Raw genomic sequence first — 17,622 nt, 5'->3', positions numbered from 1 at the left:
TCCTGCGGCGCGCGAGTTCCGTACGTTCCCTGGCAACAGTCTAGGTCCACCCGTCGCCTCGCGGTTCCAGTTCCCTCCGCATTTCAGAAATAGAGCGCCCGGCCCCGCTCGACGCAGGCGGCCGCATACAGGTACATGGAGGCGGACCACGTCTGCCAGTCCTGCCCGGAGGGAGCGCCGTCCTGGGCCTGGAACCATTCGTTGAAGCCGTAGGCGACCCGGACCTCCCGCGCGGGCCGCACCAGGTCGGTGAGGGCCTCCAGCTTCCTTCGCGCCAGGCGGGGCCGGCCCGCGGCCACCAGGGCCGCCACATAGAACCCGCACACGAAGGGCCAGACGCCGCCGTTGTGATAGCGGCCCGGAAGGTTGTACTGCGCGTACCGCGGACGCCAGTCCTCGTCCGTGGGTTGGATGAAGGGGAACAGGCAGGGGGGAAGGTCCAAGGCCAGCTCCCCCCGGGAGCGCAGGGCGTCGCATTCGTCTTCGATCCAGGCCACCATCCGGGTCGCCCGCGAGGGCGGGGCCAGGCCCGTGAGGATGGCGAGGCTGTTGCCCAGCACGTCGCAGCGCGGATCCCCCAGCACCTTGTAGGACCACATGGCGTAGGTGGGCCGCCCACGGACGGCGAGGCCTTCCACCGGGTGGTTCCGGTCCACGCCGTCCGCGGGGCCGTTGAGGGCCCCCTGGAGGGCCTCCGCCCGCTCGGACTGCCCCAGGCATTTGAGGTACGCGTAGACGAGGGTGTTCACGAAGAGGCCGTGCCCCAGGACCCACTGTTCGTCCCGCCAGTCGCTGGTGGGCTGCTGGGAGACCATCACCCGGTCGTCGGCGGCCTGGTATTCCATCCAGCGCGCGGCCCTGCGGACGGGGCCTTCCAGGTAGCGGGGCCGGCCGAGGACGTTCCGAAGGATGCCCGCCACCAGGAGGAACAGCGGGGTCGTGTCGCTCGCGCCGCGGTCCTCGGGATCGTGGACCAGGGACGGAATGTGTCCCCGGCGGCTCTGGTTCCGGGCCAGCGTCGCCATCACGCGCTTGAGGGACGCGAGGAGTTCCGCGTTCCCCGAGGCCAGGATGCCCAGCGAGGAAATGAGCAGGTCGCGGGTGTAGGGCTCGGGGTAGCCCCATCCGGCCGTGCGGGGAAGGCCGTCGAAGGGGCCGTGGGCGTTGTGGATCAGGACTGCGACCGCCCCCCGCTGCGCATCCTGGATGGCGGCGCCGAGCCGGGGTTCCATCAGGCGCCCCACAGCTTTTCGGACAGGATCTCCACGAACCGCCGGGCCACCCGCCGGTAGTCGAAGCGTTCCACCACCCGCCGCCGGCCGGCCTCTCCCATCCGCCTGCGGAGGGGCGCGTCGTTGAGGAGGGTCCGCAGGTGGGACGCGAGGTCTCCCACGTCGGCGCGGTAGTCCGCCACCCGGGGCCGGTCGAAGATGATGCGGTGGCCCGGCTCGAAGCCCGACTCCGGGCCGAGGACGGTCTCGGCGAGGCGGTTTTCCTGGGCCACGCTGGCCAGGAAGGCGGTCTCCCCGTGGACCAGCGTGTCCAGCATGGCCATGGCCCGGATTCCGATCACCGGCTTCCCGCAGGCGCCCGCTTCCACCTGAGGCATCCCGAATCCCTCCAGGCGGGAGGGCGCGGCGTACACGTCGCAGGCGGAGATGAGGAAGGGCATGAGGTTTCGGGACACGCGGTGGGTGGGGAAACTCACCCGGTCCGCCATCCCGAGCTGGGCGGCCAGCGCTTCGTCCAGGGCGTTCTGGATCGCGGTCCGCGGCTGAGGCCAGACCTTGCAGACGTAGCGCCAGTCGGGGACCTCGCCGGAAAGGCGGGCGAGGGCCTCCATGACTTCCCGGGCGCCCTTGGAGGCCGCGTCCCCGCCGACGGTGAGGATCATGAGCTGGTCGGGACGGACGCCGAGGATCTGCCGCACGGCATGCACCTTGGGGTCGCCGGGCTCCCGCGGAATGAAGGCGTCCGTATCGCACCCCACGGGGAGGGTCACCATGTGGTCGCCCCGGATGCCGTCGCGGACGTAGGTCTCCCGCACCCAGTCCGCCGTCACCAGGATCAGCGGCATCTCGTTGAGGTCGTGGCGGTAGTTCGCCACGTAGCCGTCGGCCAGGAGCCAGGGCACGGGCAGCATCCCGAAGCGCTGCGGATGGTGGACGATGTCGGGGAAATCCCCCCAGAAGCCCACGCCCACCACCACGTCCGGCTTGAACCAGCGGTAGTACCACTCCTTTTCCAGGTCGGATTTCAGATGGGCCGCCCGCGCTTCCACGCCCAGCTCCAGGAGGCCGCGATACAGCAGGTCCCCCTGGGTGGCCAGGCCCCCCGGCGAAGGAGGGTAGTCGTACAGCACCAGGACCTTCATGCGGAGCGTCCCTCTTCTGACCAGATCGCCGCGGCCTGGGGCGTATCGAAGCAGTGGAAGGCTTCCTCGCGGGGAGTGGTGCGGGCTTCCCAGCTCGCCTCGCCGAAGCCGTAGACCTCGGTGATGAGACGGCGCTTCGCGCTCCAGATCTCCTCGGACAGGGTCAGGCGCAGCGTCGCGTCCTCCTCGGCCCGCGGAAGGTGCACGAGGTGGCCATCGCCATAGGCGAACGCCCACAGCGTCTTGGTCTGGAGGACGCCCCGGTTCCACAGGGACCACACCGCGCGGAAGGTCTCCTCGTGCCGCCGGTGGCGCGTGTACTCCCCGCGCGGCGAGTGGGTGAGGACGAGGTCGTACTCCCGCTCGGGCAGCAGCGAGAGCACGGCTTTCATCACGGTCCCATTGGGAAGGGGGCGCTGGGCGGGGCCGTCGTCCAGGTCGCCCATGGCCCCCCGCGTGCCCAGCCGCTCCAGGACGTGGAAGAAGCGGGGCGCGCGGTCGGCATCGTCCCGCCGGCACAGCACGGCGATGAAGGTGGACCATTCCGGATGATCGAGAAGGAGCCCGCCGGCCCACAGAATCTCGTCGTCGGGATGGGCCACGATCACGGCCACGCGAGGGGCCCCGGAAGACGCTCCCTGGCCGCTCAATCTACCGGTCTTCCCTGGGCTTTTCGCCGCGGTTCTCCCGGGGCCGTTCCGGACCGCGGCCCTGATCCCGCCCCTGATCGCGCCCCGGGCTCGGCCGGGCCTCACCCGGACCTGTCCGCCCGGGAGCTTCCCGCTCCCGCCCCTGGGGAGGCTGCGGACGGGGAGCTTCCCGACCCCCGGGCTGGGGCTGGGATTGAGGTGGGGATTGGGGCGTGGGGCGCGGTCGCGCCGGCTCTTCCGGCCTCGGGCGCTGGGGCTGCGGATCCGCGGGCCGGGAATCCCGGGGCGATTGACCTCTCTGCGGCCCGCGATCAGGGGACGGTGCAGCGGGTTGCGCCCGCTGCTCGCGGTAGTGCTCTCGCACGATCCCTTCCCTGGGCTGGTAGCGGTAATTCCGCTCGCGCAATTCGCGTTGCTGCTGAACTCCGGGATAGCGCTCCCCCGCGTAGTTCCGCTGGTAGGTCGGGAGCCGGGCGGGGGCGGGCGCCGAACGGCGGTCCCAGGTGTTCCAACCCCGGCGCCGCTCCTCCCACCCGCGGCCCCAATGCTCGCCCCAATGCGGAGGGGCGTCCCGCTGCCAGCTTCCGAAGAAGGCGGGGGGACGGCGGTAGTAGCTCACCGGGATCCGCAGGATGAACAGGGGGACCGCCTCCGGCGCGACCCGCCCCCAGGGCCCGTTGTACCAGGAGCTCGCGTACCAATCGTCCCCCTGGTAGACCCAGTACATCCCGTCGTAGAAAAAGTAGTTCGCGTCCGCGCCCGGGGCGTAATAGACGGGATAGCCGGGCACGCGGACGAGATCCGGGAACATGGGGAAGTTGATCCCGATGTTCACGCCGGGAAGCCCGATGCCCACGCCGATGCTCACCTGCGCGGGGGCGGAAACCGCGGTGCCCAGGAGCACCAGCGGCGCGATGAGGGAATGTCGCATGTCTCTCTCCAATCGATGCGGGGCAGCAACGCCGAAAGCCCCGGAGATCATGAGCGGATTCCGTACCATGTTTTCAATTGATTGAAAGAATGTGGATTGCGCGTTTGCGCCCACCGCCCGCGGCGCGACGGCCGATCAATATGACGCAGAGGTCCCTTCAACTTGGAAGGGCGCATTCTCTGTGGGGCGGAGTCGCCGCGTCACAGCCAATAGGCGAGGAGGCGCGCGAACCACTCGCCGACGCGCGGCCCCCACGGCCGCCGCTCCCAGGCCTCCAGCGTGACTTCGTTGGAATCCTGGAGGTCGTCGAGGAAGGCGGTCTCCATCTCCCGGCCGAAGCCGTTCCCCATCACCACCACGTTGACTTCCTTGTTGTGAAGGAAGCTCCGCATGTCGAGGTTGGTGGAGCCCACCGTGGACCAGGTCCCGTCGATCACGGCGGTCTTGGCGTGCAGCACCGCCTTCTTCAGCTCGAAGATCCGGATCCCGCCCCGGAGCATCTGGTCGTAGAACGAGTGCGTTCCCCGCGGGGTGAGCCAATTGTCGGAGACGCTGGGCAGGATCACCTTGACGTCCACCCCGCGCGCGGCGGCGTCGAGCAGGGCGCGCATGATCTGGGCGTCCGGCACGAAGTAGGCGGAGGTGAGGTGGATGGAGGCCTTCGCGCTCTGGATCGCCAGGAAGTAGGCCTTGAAGATCTCGGGGTTGCTGCGGGGCTGGCTGCCCAGCACCCGCACGGCCTTGTCGCCTACCGCGGGCAGGGAAGGGAAGTAGTCCGCGTCGGGCAACTCGCCTTCCCGCTGGCTGGCCCAGTTGTCCAGGAACATCCACTGGAGGGCCGCCACCGCCGGGCCCTCGATTTGGATGTGCGTGTCCCGCCAGCCGGGCGCGCGGGCGTTCTTCGAGCGCGACCGGAACAGGGAGCTGCGGGAATAGGTCGCGGCGATGTTCACGCCGCCCGTGAACGCCACCTTGCCGTCCACCACCAGGATCTTGCGGTGATCCCGGTTGTTGAGCCGCCATCGGCCGAGCCGGCGCAGGGGGCTCACGGGATGGAAGGGAAGCAGCTGGATGCCCGCCTCCTGCATGCGGTCGAAGAAGGCCTGGGGCGTCCCCAGCGTGCCCACGCAGTCGTAGATGATGTTGACGTGCACGCCCTGCCGTTGCTTGGCGATCAGCAGGTCCGCGAACTTCATCCCCACTTCGTCCTGGTCGAACAGGTAGGTCTCCAGGTTGATCGTCTCCCGGGCCGCGGACACCGCCGCGCTCATGGCCGCCAAGGTGCTGGGGCCGTCGAAGAGGAGCGTGACCTTGTTGCCCTCGATGAGGGGTCGGCCCGTGGCCGCCTCTTCCAGGCTCGCCAGGACCTTGGCGTCGACGCGGGAGGGGCGGAGGCGCCGGGCCAGGGCGGAGGGGGCTTCCTTTCCGGGAGAGGGCGTCGGGCCTGAGCCTGCGGGGGAGGGCGCGAGGGGCGTCTTCAGGTAGTTCAGGTTGGGCAGCCGCGCGCAGGCGGAACCCAGGAGGCAAAGGGAGAGGGCGAGGATCCACCGGAGGGGGAACCGGCTCCGATCCGAAAGGGGCGCTTCCCGGGAACGGCATGAATCCACCTCTCGGCCCCCCTTCCCTGTGACACGCTTCGGGGCCGAGTTTCCCATGGGGCGGTGGGAAGCGATACGCGGTCCAAAGGGGCGGTTCGGGGAAGCGCGCCTCCTCATTCAGGCCGCGTGCCGACTAGGCCCGCCAATTGTTTCAGCTGTTCCCGCTGGAGTTCGATCAACTCCTCCCACTGCTTTTCGCGCAGCAGATCGAGCTTCTTGTGAAGCAGCATGATGTCCACTTCCGCCTTCAGATTGACTTCGTAGTCGTGCTCGGCTCTCACCCGGTCGCGCTCGGAGTGCCGGTTCTGCGACATCAGGATGATCGGGGCCTGGACCGCCGCCAGCATGGAGAGGAAGAGGTTGAGCAGGATGTAGGGATAGGGATCGAAGGTTCTGCCGGCCTTCGACAGGAGGAAGGCGTTGATCCCCACCCACAGCACCATCGACCCCGCAAAGAACCCGACGAAGGTCCAGGATCCGCCGAAGGTCGCCACGGCATCCGCCGCCCGCTGGCCCAGGGTGGTGGCCGCATCGCATTCCTCGTCCACATTTCTCGCGATGGGGCTGCGGTCCGCCACGTGACGCGCCACCTTCTTCGCGCGGTCATCCAGTTCCTGATAGGACCTGCCGAGGAACTTCGCTGCCACTTCTTCGGATTTCTGCACGGGGCCTCCAGGCGGAAAGGGGGGGAATGCGAGGGCGCTTGAGGAGCCGCTGCTTCTTTCACGGGGCCTTCCCGCGGGCGCCAAGCTGGCCCTCCGAAGCGCGGGCGATCTCATCCCCTGTGCAACCGGGAAGGAGGAAGGAGGGAAGGGAAGCAGGCCGGGCTTCACGGGGCCTTTGCGCGAGGCTGTGGGTCCGGAAGAGAGCGACGGCCGAGGCGCTCAGGCCGCCGACCAGCAGCGCGGTTTCGAAGGCGCCGCCGTTCCAGCTCAGCATGGGTTCCCTCCTAGCGTGGGCCCGATGACCGGACGCGGAGCGGGGGGCGTGAAATCGTCGGATTCCACGCCCCCCGTGAACCGTGCCGTTGCTAGAGCCCGACGGCCTTGGAAGCCGTGAGGCCTTCCCCGGAAAGGACCAGTTCCACCCGCCGGTTCTCCTGCCGGCCGGCGGCCGTGTCATTGGTGGCGATGGGATTGCCCTTGCCGAATCCCTTGGAAGAGATGGCGTCGGCTCGGACGCCCTGTTCCACCAGGTAGTCCCGGGCATTCTGCGCGCGCTTTTCCGACAGCGCCTGATTGAGCGCATCGCTGCCGTTGCTGTCGGTGAAGCCCTCGGCCTCGATCTTCAGGCCCTTGTGGGTGGAGAGGATGCCGGCGATCTTCGCGAGCTTCTCGCGGGCTTCCGGCAGGAGGGTCGCCTTGCCGTTCTGGAACAGGACGCCGGACATGCTCACGATGAGGCCGCGGGCGGTGGCGCGGGTCTGAAGCACGGCGTTGAGCTCGGCCATCAGCCGGGTCCGGAGATCCTCGTTCCGGGACTGGAGGCCCTCGTTCTCCGCCTTCAGCCCGGCGTTCTCGGCCTGGGACCGCTGCGCCTGCTGGCGGGCGGCATCTCCGGCGGCGGCGGCCGCGGCGGCGGTCCGGTTCGCTTCGTCGAGCTTGTCCTGGTTCAGCTTCTTCTCCATGGCCACACGCGCGGCATCCTGCTTCTGGACCGCGATCAGCCGGGCGTCCTCGGCGCGCTGGACGGCTTCCCGCGCGGCCATCGCCCTCGTGTCGCGGCTTCCGTCCATGGACTCCGCCTGAACCAGGTAGCCCTGGGCCTTTCCGAAGGCGTCCGAGGCGTAGAGGGCCGCGCCCGCCGCCTGCGCGATGCGCACCGCATTGCGGGCCTGGTAGACCCCGAACGGCGTCTTCTCATCCATCACCATGGGGGGAAAGGGCTCGAGGTTCAGGGTGTATTGGCCCCGCTTCAGAAGCTCGTACTTGGCGTCGATGAACTCGAACTGTTCGCGGGAATCCTTCCGGATCGCGTTTTCCATCACCACCACGTCGCTGGGCTGGCTGACGGCGAAATAGGGTTCGGCCGTCACGATGAGGCCGAAGGACTGCAGCTTCTCCGTGACCTGGACCTTGCCCTTGCCGTGCTTGAGGAGGACTTCGCCCAGGTTGGTGGCGCGGCCTTCGGGGGAAATGCCCCACATCACATAGGTGAGGAACTCTCCGCCGAAGCTGGAGGCGGGGGGAAGGTTCTTGACCTTGGCCGTGATCTGGATGCCCCCGTCCTTGCTCTTCACCTTCGCCTCACCGGAGGCGTTCGACACGAGCACGGTGCCCAGCAGATCGATCTCCGTGGAGCTCTTCAGATTCCGGTAGTTGATGGCCTTCGCGGAGCCCTGGACGACGACCACGCGATAGAGGGGGACCGTCGTGGGTTGAGCCTGAGCCATGTGAGCCGGATCCTGGGTCGGCATGGGGATCGCAGAAGGGGATTGCGCCTGGGCCGCGAGAAGGGCCGTGGCGAGGGGGAGGGTTTTCCAGATGTTCATGGGGGACCTTTCAAGGGGTGGATGGAGGAACCATCGACGCCCCGGATCCCGGTGTCGGTGGGTAGAACGTGCTGTTCGGAAAGAGGAAGGCGCCGAAGAGGTCAGCCCTTCAGATCCTTGGCCGCGTCCGCCGCGCCCTGCTTCAGGTCGCTGCCGGCCTGGGCCGTGCGGCCCGCCACCTCGTTCCAGGCTTCGCTGGCGTGGTCAGCCAGTTGGGCGGCCTTGCGCTTTGCGCGCCGGGTGAGATCTTTCAGATCCCCGCGGAATTCGGGACCGGTTCGGGGCGTGGTGAGGGCCACCACCACCGCGCCCACCGCGGCTCCGGCAAAGAACGCCAGGATGGCGGGGCTTATCGAGTAGGGTTTTGATTCGGGCATGATCATGCTCCTAGCGAGGTTCGGGAGGGGAGTGCTTGCTCTTGAAGAGAGCCAGCAGGGCGCCGACTCCTCCGATGGCCCCGCCGAAGCGGCGCGAGGCCGATTCGAGGCCGTCTCGGAATTGGAACTGGAGTTCCCTCACCAGGGATCCCGCCTCTCCCATGGATTTGGAGAAAGAGGCGAGTTCGGTGAGGGAGGTTTGAATGGAGCCTGCCAGGTGATCCATACGGACGCGCGAGGCGTGGATGTCCTCGGCGACGTGCGCCAGTTCCTTCTGCAGCGTGACGAGGAAGGCGTCGATCCCGCGCGCCGTCTTGTGGAACTGGAGGAGCAGCGGGATGAGGACGGCGGCCACGGCCAGCAGCACGAGGATGAGGGTGATCTCAAGGGCGAGCGGCATCGGGGGCTCCGGAAGGGGGGATCAATCTCCCTCCTGATGGGAGGTCAACATCCACAGCGCCTTGTCCATGGCGCGGCTCACGGCGGTGTAGAGGTCCGCCGTATCCGGATCGCCCAGTTTCTCGGCCTTTTCGATGGCGGCGCGGACGCGGGTCGTGTAATCCGCGTAGCGATCCACCAGGGCCTTCACATGGACCGCGCCCTTCCGGGCGTCCAGGGGATATTCATCGAGGCGGGAAGCGGCCCCGGCGGCGCGGATGGTGCCGAAGGCCTGGCCTCCCAGCGTGACGGCCCGCTCGGCGAAGTCGTCCACGAAGGTGGCCAGCTGGATGTAGAGCTGGTCGAACAGCAGGTGGAGCCCGTAGAAATTCGGCCCTTTCACATTCCAGTGGGCCTGCTTGGTCTGGTAGGCCAGATCCAGCGTGTCCGCCAGGGATTGGTTCAGCAGCGCCACCAGCTCTTCGCTGTGGTTTCCGTCGACCATGGGAGGGTCCAGGAGTTCGTGGTGCTTGTTCATGTCCGACTCCGAAAAGGGATGGTTCAGGCTCAGCGACTCGCGGCCGTTCCTAGATGGTTTTCCGTCCCTGAATGACCTGGAAAAGGATGACGAGGATGGCGAAGGCCAGCAGGACGTGGATGAAGCCGCCGAGGGTATAGGCGCTCAGCAGTCCCAGTACCCAGAGGACGATCAAAATGACGGCGATGGTCCACATGGCGACCTCCTCTGGAAGATGGAGGACCGACTTCTCCGTGGGGGAAGCCGATCCTCGGGTAGCGGACTACTTCACGGACATCCGGTTGTTCACGTGCTTCACGCCGTGGACGTCCTCGGCGAGCTTGGTCACCAGGTCCCGTTCCGCTCCATTCCTGGCTTCCCCGTGGAGGGTCACCACGCCATCCTTGGTCGCCACTTTCGTCGCGAGCATGTGGGTGGACTTGTGGAACAGCAGGGTGGTTTTCACCTGGGCGGTGATGGAGGTGTCGTCCACTTTCTCGCCGAGGCTGCGGTGCGCCGGTTTTGCCACGACGAGCTTGTTGCGGACCTCCGTCACGCCGTCCACGTCCTTGGCGTATTCGCTGGTCAACTGCTTCTGGGATTCCGAGTCGGCTTTGCCGGTGAGCGTGACCACGCCGTTCTGGGTGTTCACTTCGGTGGCCGTGGCGCTCACGTTCCTGTGGAACGCGAGGATCGTCTTCACCTTCGTGGTGATCCAGCCGTCCGAATGCTCCCGGGGCTGGTCGCCGCTCACCATCAGGCTGTTGTTCACGCTCTTGACCCCTGGAAGGCCTGCCACGGTTTCCTGCGCCAGGTACTTGTGGGATTCCTGGGAGACGGTGCCGCTGAGGGTGACCACGCCATCGGAGGAGGCGATCTTGATGGCGTCGTTCTTGAGGTAGGTGGTGAAGTTGTAGCTGGACCTGGCGGAACGCTCGATTCGATCGTCCAGATCGGACGCGTGGAGGGCGCTCCCTCCGGCGAGGATCAGCGAAACGGAAGCCATGAGGGCGGCGTGGGGATTCAGCTTGAAATGGCGCATGGGAAGGTGGCTTTCTGCCCCAGGTCGGGGCGGGTTAGAGAGAGGCTTTGGGGGGTTAGGCGCCATTGAAAGGGATTCGGCCCGCGGCACCCACGGAAGGGTTTCGCGGCTTCGTGACTGAGCCGAAATGCAGCGGGTCTTTTTGGGGAAGGGCTTCCCCTCATTTCATGGGGCCTTCGGGCTTCGGTTCGAGGTCGGAAGGGGAGGCGGAGATGAGCGAGGACATCGTCTCCAAGGGGCGGGGCGGATCGCCCGCAGGCGGAGTTGGACTGGGTGGTGGATTGAGAGGGCTGGGCGTCGGATTTTGCGGTGCCGGAGGAGGCAATTCGGGGTTTTGTGAAGGGGTCATGAATTTCTCCCAAATGATGGCTCGATGAGGATGGTTGAGGATGAGGTGGGGATTGGGGGTTCTTCCTCCGCGGCTCGACCGAGGAATAGGGCTTGATGTGATTGGCATTTTCGAGATTGCTGCATCAAAGCACCGGCTGTGAAATAACCAATTAATCTCCAGAAAAGGGGTTCCCTTGGAGAATCCAAAGATGTAAATTCCACCCCATCTTTCGATGAATGGCCTCGATTCACAGAAGCACTACAATCCCTGTGGGATTGGCTTTTTGGATATTCGGTCATCTTTGATACAGAGGACGTGAACATCGATTGCGTAATTTTCCGTTCGCCGCGTCCGATGGCGAATCAAGTGGCAGCGTTCCCCGTGCGGTAGAACTCCTCGGCCAAGCAAAGTAGCAGCACGATTCGAGCCATTTCATAAATTTAATCAAATTGATATTTAAATAAACCTTCCCACCTCCTTCCTGTGCCAACCTGGATCAATATGAAGGACCTCCTCCTTCAGTCCGAAGGGTTAAACTCACCCATGCGTGCCGACGACCTGGATTACAAAGAGCTGCTGCACATGGAAGCGGATGGGAGCGCCATCCGTTTTGCCGGGCAGCGCGCGATTCTTCTCGACGCAGTGGCGATGGGACTCCTGCGCAAGTACCTCGTCGAGAATTTCGGATTCACGGCCGCTCGCACCGTACTGACGCAATTCGGCTTCGCGCACGGGTGGCGCATGGCCGAAGCCATGAAAACGGAATTCAAGTGGGACAGTGATGAAGAGTGGCGAAAGGCGGGAACGCGCATCCACACGCTGGAAGGTCTCTTCGAGGTGGGATTGGAAAGCCAGGATCCTCTCTCGAAAGAGGGCCTGACGTTCCTGGCTTCCTACGAGGCGGAGCAGCATCTCCTGCACTTCGGACGGGCCGACGCCCCCATGTGCTGGACCATCTGCGGCCTCATCAGCGGCTACCTCAGCCGCACGGTGGGGAAGGAGATCTTCGTCCTCGAGGACCGGTGCCAGGGCAAGGGGGACGCGGCCTGCCACCTGTTCGGCCGCACGCGGGACGAGTGGGGGAATGAGAAAGCAGACGAACTCCGCTATTACGAGAAGGCGCGCCTCGCCGAATGCCTGGACGTGTCCCTTCACCGCGTCACGGAGACCCTGAAGGCGGCGGAGCAGAAGATCAGGACCCACCAGAAGGCGCTGGTGCAGGTGGCTTGCCTGGAGGAACCGTCCTTCCTCGGAATCGTCGCCAAAAGCCCCCCCATGCGCCAGCTCGTGGACCTCGCGTGCCGGGTGGCGAAGGTCGATTCCACCGTCCTGATCACTGGGGAGAGCGGCGCGGGCAAGGAGCGGATCGCCCGCCTCGTGCACCAGGAGTCCACGCGGGCCGCGGGCCCCTTCATCGCGGTCAACTGCGGAGCCATCACCGAGACCCTGCTGGAGAGCGAACTCTTCGGCCATGCCCGCGGAGCCTTCACGGGCGCCACGCACGACCGGCCCGGGCTGTTCGAGTCGGCCAACGGCGGCACCCTTCTGCTGGACGAGGTCGGCGAGGTGTCCCCCGGGATGCAGGTCAAGCTGCTGCGGGCCATCCAGGAACGCGAGGTCCGGCGCGTGGGCGAGAACAGGAACCGGAAGGTGGACGTGCGCATCATCGCCGCGACCAACCGCAACCTGGCTCTGATCCTCGCGGACGGCGCCTTCCGCCAGGATCTCTACTACCGCCTCAAGGTCGTGGAATTGAACGTGCCGCCCCTGCGCGAGCGCCGGGAGGACATCCTGCCCCTCGCCCGTGTGCTCCTCGCGGAATCCGCCGTGTGGATGAAGCGGAAGATCCAGGGGCTCGCGCCCGGCGCCACCGATCGGCTTCTCCACTACGCGTGGCCGGGGAACGTCCGCGAACTCCAGAACGCCATGGAGCGGGCCGTCGCATTGGCCCAGGGCGTCCGCGTGGAGCTCGAGGATCTCCCCGAGGAGATCCGGGAGATCTCCTACCCCCTTCCCCGCGTTCCCACCGGAACGGTGAGGCCCCTGGAGCACGTCGAGAAGGAATACATCCTGGCCGCGCTGGCCCTCAATGGCGGGAACCAGACGCGGACGGCGGAGCAGCTCCAGATCGGATCGGCGACGCTCTATCGGAAGCTCAAGAGCTACGGGCTGATCGGGGGCGGAGGCCGCTGACGCCGTGGGCGCCGCGCCTCGGAATCTAGATCACCTTGCCCGGGTTGAAGATCCCCGCCGGATCCATCGCCCGCTTCAGGGCGCGCAGGGTCTGGATGTGCGCGGGATCGCTCAGGGCGAGGAAGGCGTCGCGCTTGGCGAGGCCGATGCCGTGTTCGCCGCTGAGGGTTCCGCCCAGGCTCGTGGCCAGGCGGAAGAGGTCCATGAGCTGCCGCTCCAGCAGCGCGGGGTCGGTCTCCCCGGCGGCCAGCAGGTTCACGTGCAGGTTGCCGTCGCCCAGGTGGCCGTAGCTGACGCTGGGGAAGCCCAGGCGGTCCAGACCCGCGAAGAATTCGCGCAGGCGGCTGCGGGGCACGACGATGTCCTCGCTCACCTTCTTCGGATGGCGCTCCTTGAGGAAGGCGCTGGTCATGCGGCGCACCGCCCAGATGCCCTTCCGCTGGCGCTCGTCCGAGGCGATCTCCAGGCCGTCCGCGACGGGTCCCAGCAGGTCCAGCAGACCCTCCAGAAAGGGCTCGGAGGTGCAGCCGCGCTCGTCGAACTCCAGGATGGCCAGGGCCTCGCCCGGCAGGCGCCGGGCCTCCTCGGGGCCATGGGCCCGGAGTTCGGCCAGGACGGCGGGATCGAAGAACTCGAAGGCGCTGGGCAGGTAGCCGGCGCCGCACAGGCGGCCGGGCAGGTCCAGCAGGTCCTCCCACCGCGCCACGGGCAGGAGGAGGGTGGCGTATTCCCGCGGCAGGGGCGTCAGCCGCAGCGTGGCGCCGACGATCAGCCCGAAGATGCCCTCGCTGCCGATCAGGAGCTGGCCCAGGGCCGGCCCGGCGTTGGACTTCACGCTGCTGATCCCGAAGGTGTGGATCCCGCCGTCCTCCAGCAGGGCGTCCACGGACAGCACCCAGTGGCGCGTCATGCCGTACTTGCAGGCGTTGGGACCGCCGGCGTTGGTGGCGAGGGTCCCGCCCAGGGCGCAGCTCTCCCAGGAATTGGGATCCGGCGGGTAGAACAGGCCTTCGGCGATCGCGGCGGCCTTCACGTCGCGCAGGAGGGCGCTGGCTGGGGCGGTGAGCGCGAGGTCCTGGGACGAGACGTTCAGGTCGCCGGGCCAGGCGGAGAAATCCACCACCACGGTGCGCGCCGTGGGCACGCAGCCCCCGGCCTTGCCCGTGCCCGCGCCCCGGGGCACCAGGCCGAAACCCTCGGCCTTGGCGAGACGCACCAGCTCCCGCAGGGCCGCGGCGCTGCGGGGGCGGACCACGCCCAGCGGGACGTGGCCCACCAGGTGCGATTCGTCGTGCCGGAAGGGCTCCAGGGCGTCCAATTCCGTCAGGAGGGTGGTGTCGGGCAGGCTGCGGAGGAGGTCCATGTCCCAGTGTGACGGAATTTCCCGGGACAGCCCCTGCCGACTGGGGCCTACTGCGAGACCAGGGTCCCCACGGCCTCGCCCTTCACCGCGGCCACCAGGTTGCCGGGTCGGTTCATGTCGAAGACCACGATCGGCAGCCGGTTCTCCATGCAGAGGGCGATGGCGGCGGCGTCCATGACCCGCAGGCCCCGCTCCAGGCATTCCTGGAAGGAGATCCGGTCGAAGCGGGTGGCGGTGGCGTCCTTCTTGGGATCGGCGGTGTAGATCCCGTCCACGTTGGTGGCCTTCATGACCACTTCGGCGGAGATCTCGTTGGCGCGGAGCGCGGCGGCGGTGTCGGTGGTGAAGAAGGGGTTGCCGGTGCCGGCCCCGAAAATCACCACGCGGCCCTTCTCGAGGTGGCGGGAGGCGCGGCGGCGGATGTAGCTCTCGGCCACCTTGGGCATCTCCAGGCCCGACAGGGTGCGGGTGTGGACGCCCTTGTGCTCCAGGGCGTCCTGGAGGGCCAGGGCGTTGATCATGGTGGCCAGCATCCCCATGTGGTCCGCGGTGGTGCGGTCCATGCCCTTGGTGGCGCCCGCCACGCCGCGAAAGATGTTGCCGCCGCCGATGACCAGGGCCACTTCCACGCCCAGCTCCCGGATGGTCTTGATCTGGTCGGCGATCATGGAGACCACCGCCGGATCGATCCCGTACTTCTGCTCGCCCATGAGGGCTTCGCCGGAGAGCTTGAGGAGGATGCGCTTGAACTTCATGGGAGCTCCAGACCGGATTCGGGCGGGGATCCTGCTACAAAAAGGGCGGCCGAAAGGGCCGCCCTTTTTGTAGCAGAGGGAAAGCTACTTGGCGGCGGCGACTTCGGCGGCGAAGTTCTCGCTCCGCTTCTCCAGGCCCTCGCCCATGATGTACTTCGTGAAGCGGCGGATGCTGAGCTTCTCGCCGATCTCCGCGGTCCTCTGGGAGAGGTACTGCTGGATGGTGAGGTCGGGGTTCATGATGAAGGGCTGCTCCAGGAGGCAGACCTCCTTGAAGATGCTGTTCATCTTGCCCTCGACGATCTTCTCGACGATGTTCTGGGGCTTGCCGGTGGCCAGGGCCTGCTCGGTGGCGATGCGCTTCTCGGTGTCGAGGAAGTCCTGGGTGACCTCTTCCTTGGTGACGAAGCGGGGCGCGGGGTCGGCCGCCGCGATGTGCATCGCGATCTCCTTCACCAGGCGCTGGAAGGCCTCGTTGCGGGCCACGAAGTCGGTCTCGGCGTTCACCTCGACCAGCACGCCCACGCGGCCGCCGGGGTGGATGTAGGCCTCGACGATGCCTTCGGCGGCGATGCGGTCGGCCTTCTTGGCGGAAGCCGCCAGGCCCTTCTTCCGCAGCCACTCGATGGCCTGCTCCATGTCGCCGCTGTTCTCTTCCAGGGCCTTCTTGCAGTCCATCATGCCGAGGCCGGTCTTCTCGCGCAGGGTCTTCACGTCGTTGGCGGTGAATGCCATGTCATCTCCTCATCAGTTCGGGCAACGGAAACGCACTCGCGGAGGGGCAGGAAAAGGGAGGTCGCAGAGAGAAAGCAGGTTCTTCTCCGCGACCTCCGCTGTGTCCGTGAACGCTCCGTAGGGCGGGCTTTAGGCTTCGACTTCCATCTTCTCGGCCATCATCTTCTTCATCTCGTCGGTGTCGCCCTTGTCGCGGAAGGACTGGCGGCCCTCGAGGATGGAGTCGGCCACGCGCTCGGAGAAGAGCAGGATGGAGCGGATCGCGTCGTCATTGGCGGGGATCACGTAGTCCACCATGTCGGGATCGCAGTTGGTGTCCACGATGCCCACGACCTTGATGCCGAGCTTCTTGGCCTCGGTGACGGCGATGTCCTCGCGGTGCGGATCGATGACGAAGATGACCTCGGGCAGCGAGCGCATGTCGCGGATGCCGTGGAAGGAGGCCTCCAGCTTCAGGCGGGTGCGGTTGAGGGTCAGCAGTTCCTTCTTGGAGAGCATGGCGGTGCGGGCGGGATCGGCCAGGGTGGCCTCGATCTCGCGGAACTTCTCCAGGCTCTTCTTGATGGTGGCGAAGTTGGTCAGCATTCCGCCCAGCCAGCGGTTGTTGACGTAGAACGCGCCGCAGCGGGCGGCCTGCTCGGCGATCAACTCCTGGGCCTGGGGCTTGGTGGCCACGAACAGGAAGTTCTTCCCTTCGCCGGCGGCCTTGGTCAGGAAGTTGGCGGCGGTGTTCCAGAGGCGCAGGGTCTTCTGGAGGTCGATGATGTAGATGCTGTTGCGCGCCCCGAAGATGTACTTCTTCATCTTGGGATTCCAACGCTTGGTCTGGTGCCCGAAATGGGCACCGGCTTCGAGAAGTTCCTTCATCTGGATGGCAGCCATGCTGGCCTCCCTGGGTCAAGCGGCGCGATTCGCAGAAGGAGCGCCGCGGGTGGGATGGAAGGCGTCGGGTTGGTTCCCTTCGCCCGAATCGTCCGTGGAAACGGACCGGGAAAGCAGAAGGGGGAACCGTGAGGCTCCCCCTTCCAGAGACGAACTAGCGCTTGCTGAACTGGAAGCGGCGACGGGCGGCCTTGCGACCGGGCTTCTTGCGTTCCTTCATGCGGGGGTCGCGGGTCAGAAGACCGGCGCCGCGCAGGAGGGACTTGAGCTGCTCGTTGTAGCCGAGGAGGGCGCGGGAGATGCCCATCCGGATGGCCGAGGCCTGGCCGGCGGGGCCGCCGCCGACGACGCTGATGACCATGTCGAACTTGCCGTCGAGGTCGGCCAGCACCAGGGGCTGGTGGACCATCATGCGGAGCACGGCGTTCGGGAAATAGTTCTCGAGGCTGCGGCCGTTGACGGTGATCTTGCCGGTGCCGGGGCGGAGGAAGGCGCGGGCGGCCGCGCTCTTGCGGCGACCGGTTCCGTAGTTCTGGGAAATGGCCATGGAGTCCTCGCCTCTACTTCTGGATGGTCAGGATCTGGGGCTGCTGGGCGGACTGCTCGTGCTCGGGGCCCGCGTAGACCTTGAGCTTGCGGTACATCGCCCGGCCGAGGGGGCCCTTGGGCAGCATGCCCTTGACCGCGCTCTCGATGATGCGCTCGGGGTAGGTCGCCTTCATCACCTCGGCCTTGACTTCCTTCATGGAGCCGGGCTGGGTGGTGGTGCGGCGGTAGAACTTCTGCACGCCCTTCTTCCCGGTCAGCACCGCCTTCTCGGCGTTGATGACGATGACGTGGTCGCCGGTGTCGAGGAAGGGCGTCCAGGTCGGCTTGTTCTTGCCGGAGAGGACGTCCGCGACGGTGGTGCTCAGGCGGCCGACGGGAATCCCGGTGGCGTCCACCAGGAACCACTGACGCTTGAGATCATTGGCTTTCGGGAAGTAAGTGCTCATGGCCTGCTCC

20 protein-coding genes are annotated in these 17,622 nt (G+C 66.7%); 1 reads left to right on the top strand and 19 read right to left on the bottom strand.

The features are described from left to right. Nucleotides 1-83: 83 nt before the first annotated feature. The 13 genes from RAH39_RS12620 to RAH39_RS12560 all read right to left on the bottom strand — a co-directional run bounded on the left by RAH39_RS12620 (nt 84) and on the right by RAH39_RS12560 (nt 10,358). The gene (locus RAH39_RS12620; protein WP_306590479.1) at nt 84-1,232 is read right to left on the bottom strand and encodes a glycoside hydrolase 100 family protein; all 1,149 of its coding nucleotides are present in this window, start codon (nt 1,230-1,232) and stop codon (nt 84-86) included. Further along, nucleotides 1,232-2,374, bottom strand: coding sequence for a glycosyltransferase family 4 protein (locus tag RAH39_RS12615; protein ID WP_306590478.1), 1,143 nt, complete (start codon nt 2,372-2,374; stop codon nt 1,232-1,234). The genes RAH39_RS12620 and RAH39_RS12615 overlap by 1 nt, the downstream gene beginning before the upstream one ends. Continuing rightward, nucleotides 2,371-2,988 (bottom strand): PIG-L deacetylase family protein, encoded by a 618-nt coding sequence (locus RAH39_RS12610; RefSeq protein ID WP_306590477.1) that lies wholly within the window; start codon nt 2,986-2,988, stop codon nt 2,371-2,373. The genes RAH39_RS12615 and RAH39_RS12610 overlap by 4 nt, the downstream gene beginning before the upstream one ends. Nucleotides 2,989-3,025: 37 nt before the next feature. After that, nucleotides 3,026-3,955, bottom strand: coding sequence for a hypothetical protein (locus RAH39_RS12605; protein WP_306590476.1), 930 nt, complete (start codon nt 3,953-3,955; stop codon nt 3,026-3,028). Nucleotides 3,956-4,155: 200 nt separating this feature from the next. Further along, on the bottom strand, nt 4,156-5,562 hold the full coding sequence (gene cls, locus RAH39_RS12600; RefSeq protein WP_306590475.1) for a cardiolipin synthase: 1,407 nt from the start codon (nt 5,560-5,562) through the stop codon (nt 4,156-4,158). A gap of 104 nt (nt 5,563-5,666) precedes the next feature. After that, on the bottom strand, nt 5,667-6,218 hold the full coding sequence (locus RAH39_RS12595; protein WP_306590474.1) for a DUF1003 domain-containing protein: 552 nt from the start codon (nt 6,216-6,218) through the stop codon (nt 5,667-5,669). Between the two features lie 58 nt (nt 6,219-6,276). Continuing rightward, nucleotides 6,277-6,492 carry a hypothetical protein gene (locus RAH39_RS12590; RefSeq protein WP_306590473.1) on the bottom strand — a complete coding sequence of 72 codons (216 nt, stop codon included), beginning with the start codon at nt 6,490-6,492 and terminating at the stop codon, nt 6,277-6,279. Between the two features lie 91 nt (nt 6,493-6,583). Next, the gene (locus RAH39_RS12585) at nt 6,584-8,044 is read right to left on the bottom strand and encodes an OmpA family protein (RefSeq protein ID WP_306590472.1); all 1,461 of its coding nucleotides are present in this window, start codon (nt 8,042-8,044) and stop codon (nt 6,584-6,586) included. A gap of 101 nt (nt 8,045-8,145) precedes the next feature. Next, complete coding sequence (locus tag RAH39_RS12580; RefSeq protein WP_306590471.1) at nt 8,146-8,421, bottom strand: YtxH domain-containing protein; 276 nt, start codon at nt 8,419-8,421, stop codon at nt 8,146-8,148. 10 nt (nt 8,422-8,431) lie between these two features. Next, the gene (locus tag RAH39_RS12575) at nt 8,432-8,821 is read right to left on the bottom strand and encodes a hypothetical protein (RefSeq protein WP_306590470.1); all 390 of its coding nucleotides are present in this window, start codon (nt 8,819-8,821) and stop codon (nt 8,432-8,434) included. Between the two features lie 21 nt (nt 8,822-8,842). Next, nucleotides 8,843-9,337, bottom strand: coding sequence for a DNA starvation/stationary phase protection protein Dps (gene dps, locus RAH39_RS12570; RefSeq protein ID WP_306590469.1), 495 nt, complete (start codon nt 9,335-9,337; stop codon nt 8,843-8,845). 49 nt (nt 9,338-9,386) lie between these two features. Continuing rightward, entirely contained in the window at nt 9,387-9,533 is a 147-nt protein-coding gene (locus RAH39_RS12565; protein WP_306590468.1) for a lmo0937 family membrane protein, read from the bottom strand. A gap of 66 nt (nt 9,534-9,599) precedes the next feature. Beyond that, nucleotides 9,600-10,358, bottom strand: coding sequence for a BON domain-containing protein (locus tag RAH39_RS12560; RefSeq protein WP_306590467.1), 759 nt, complete (start codon nt 10,356-10,358; stop codon nt 9,600-9,602). Between the two features lie 874 nt (nt 10,359-11,232). Between RAH39_RS12560 and RAH39_RS12555 the strand changes: the two genes are divergently transcribed. Continuing rightward, nucleotides 11,233-12,882, top strand: coding sequence for a sigma-54-dependent Fis family transcriptional regulator (locus tag RAH39_RS12555; protein ID WP_306590466.1), 1,650 nt, complete (start codon nt 11,233-11,235; stop codon nt 12,880-12,882). Between the two features lie 25 nt (nt 12,883-12,907). Here RAH39_RS12555 and RAH39_RS12550 read toward each other — a convergent pair whose 3' ends face one another. The 6 genes from RAH39_RS12550 to rplM all read right to left on the bottom strand — a co-directional run bounded on the left by RAH39_RS12550 (nt 12,908) and on the right by rplM (nt 17,612). After that, on the bottom strand, nt 12,908-14,245 hold the full coding sequence (locus RAH39_RS12550; protein ID WP_306590465.1) for an FAD-binding oxidoreductase: 1,338 nt from the start codon (nt 14,243-14,245) through the stop codon (nt 12,908-12,910). A 47-nt stretch (nt 14,246-14,292) separates the two neighbouring features. Then, the gene (gene pyrH, locus RAH39_RS12545) at nt 14,293-15,000 is read right to left on the bottom strand and encodes a UMP kinase (RefSeq protein WP_306590464.1); all 708 of its coding nucleotides are present in this window, start codon (nt 14,998-15,000) and stop codon (nt 14,293-14,295) included. 84 nt (nt 15,001-15,084) lie between these two features. Continuing rightward, the gene (gene tsf, locus RAH39_RS12540) at nt 15,085-15,735 is read right to left on the bottom strand and encodes a translation elongation factor Ts (RefSeq protein ID WP_306590463.1); all 651 of its coding nucleotides are present in this window, start codon (nt 15,733-15,735) and stop codon (nt 15,085-15,087) included. A gap of 129 nt (nt 15,736-15,864) precedes the next feature. Further along, the gene (gene rpsB / locus RAH39_RS12535; protein WP_306590462.1) at nt 15,865-16,617 is read right to left on the bottom strand and encodes a 30S ribosomal protein S2; all 753 of its coding nucleotides are present in this window, start codon (nt 16,615-16,617) and stop codon (nt 15,865-15,867) included. Nucleotides 16,618-16,771: 154 nt separating this feature from the next. Beyond that, the gene (gene rpsI / locus RAH39_RS12530; protein ID WP_243322817.1) at nt 16,772-17,164 is read right to left on the bottom strand and encodes a 30S ribosomal protein S9; all 393 of its coding nucleotides are present in this window, start codon (nt 17,162-17,164) and stop codon (nt 16,772-16,774) included. 13 nt (nt 17,165-17,177) lie between these two features. Then, nucleotides 17,178-17,612: a 50S ribosomal protein L13 gene (rplM, locus tag RAH39_RS12525; RefSeq protein WP_306590461.1), complete on the bottom strand. Its 435-nt coding sequence runs from the start codon at nt 17,610-17,612 to the stop codon at nt 17,178-17,180. Nucleotides 17,613-17,622 lie beyond the last annotated feature (10 nt).

It is taken from the genome of Geothrix sp. 21YS21S-4 (genome assembly GCF_030845995.1).
Lineage (GTDB): Bacteria > Acidobacteriota > Holophagae > Holophagales > Holophagaceae > Geothrix.
This window is presented reverse-complemented; position numbering and strand designations above follow the sequence as displayed.

Coding starts and splice junctions, on each gene's coding strand:
- RAH39_RS12620 (WP_306590479.1), bottom strand. CDS start 1,232: ATGGAACCCCGGCTCGGCGCCGCCATCCAGGATGCGCAGCGGGGGGCG.
- RAH39_RS12615 (WP_306590478.1), bottom strand. CDS start 2,374: ATGAAGGTCCTGGTGCTGTACGACTACCCTCCTTCGCCGGGGGGCCTG.
- RAH39_RS12605 (WP_306590476.1), bottom strand. CDS start 3,955: ATGCGACATTCCCTCATCGCGCCGCTGGTGCTCCTGGGCACCGCGGTT.
- RAH39_RS12590 (WP_306590473.1), bottom strand. CDS start 6,492: ATGCTGAGCTGGAACGGCGGCGCCTTCGAAACCGCGCTGCTGGTCGGC.
- RAH39_RS12585 (WP_306590472.1), bottom strand. CDS start 8,044: ATGAACATCTGGAAAACCCTCCCCCTCGCCACGGCCCTTCTCGCGGCC.
- RAH39_RS12580 (WP_306590471.1), bottom strand. CDS start 8,421: ATGCCCGAATCAAAACCCTACTCGATAAGCCCCGCCATCCTGGCGTTC.
- RAH39_RS12575 (WP_306590470.1), bottom strand. CDS start 8,821: ATGCCGCTCGCCCTTGAGATCACCCTCATCCTCGTGCTGCTGGCCGTG.
- dps (WP_306590469.1), bottom strand. CDS start 9,337: ATGAACAAGCACCACGAACTCCTGGACCCTCCCATGGTCGACGGAAAC.
- RAH39_RS12565 (WP_306590468.1), bottom strand. CDS start 9,533: ATGTGGACCATCGCCGTCATTTTGATCGTCCTCTGGGTACTGGGACTG.
- RAH39_RS12560 (WP_306590467.1), bottom strand. CDS start 10,358: ATGCGCCATTTCAAGCTGAATCCCCACGCCGCCCTCATGGCTTCCGTT.
- RAH39_RS12555 (WP_306590466.1), top strand. CDS start 11,233: ATGCGTGCCGACGACCTGGATTACAAAGAGCTGCTGCACATGGAAGCG.
- RAH39_RS12550 (WP_306590465.1), bottom strand. CDS start 14,245: ATGGACCTCCTCCGCAGCCTGCCCGACACCACCCTCCTGACGGAATTG.
- pyrH (WP_306590464.1), bottom strand. CDS start 15,000: ATGAAGTTCAAGCGCATCCTCCTCAAGCTCTCCGGCGAAGCCCTCATG.
- tsf (WP_306590463.1), bottom strand. CDS start 15,735: ATGGCATTCACCGCCAACGACGTGAAGACCCTGCGCGAGAAGACCGGC.
- rpsB (WP_306590462.1), bottom strand. CDS start 16,617: ATGGCTGCCATCCAGATGAAGGAACTTCTCGAAGCCGGTGCCCATTTC.
- rpsI (WP_243322817.1), bottom strand. CDS start 17,164: ATGGCCATTTCCCAGAACTACGGAACCGGTCGCCGCAAGAGCGCGGCC.
- rplM (WP_306590461.1), bottom strand. CDS start 17,612: ATGAGCACTTACTTCCCGAAAGCCAATGATCTCAAGCGTCAGTGGTTC.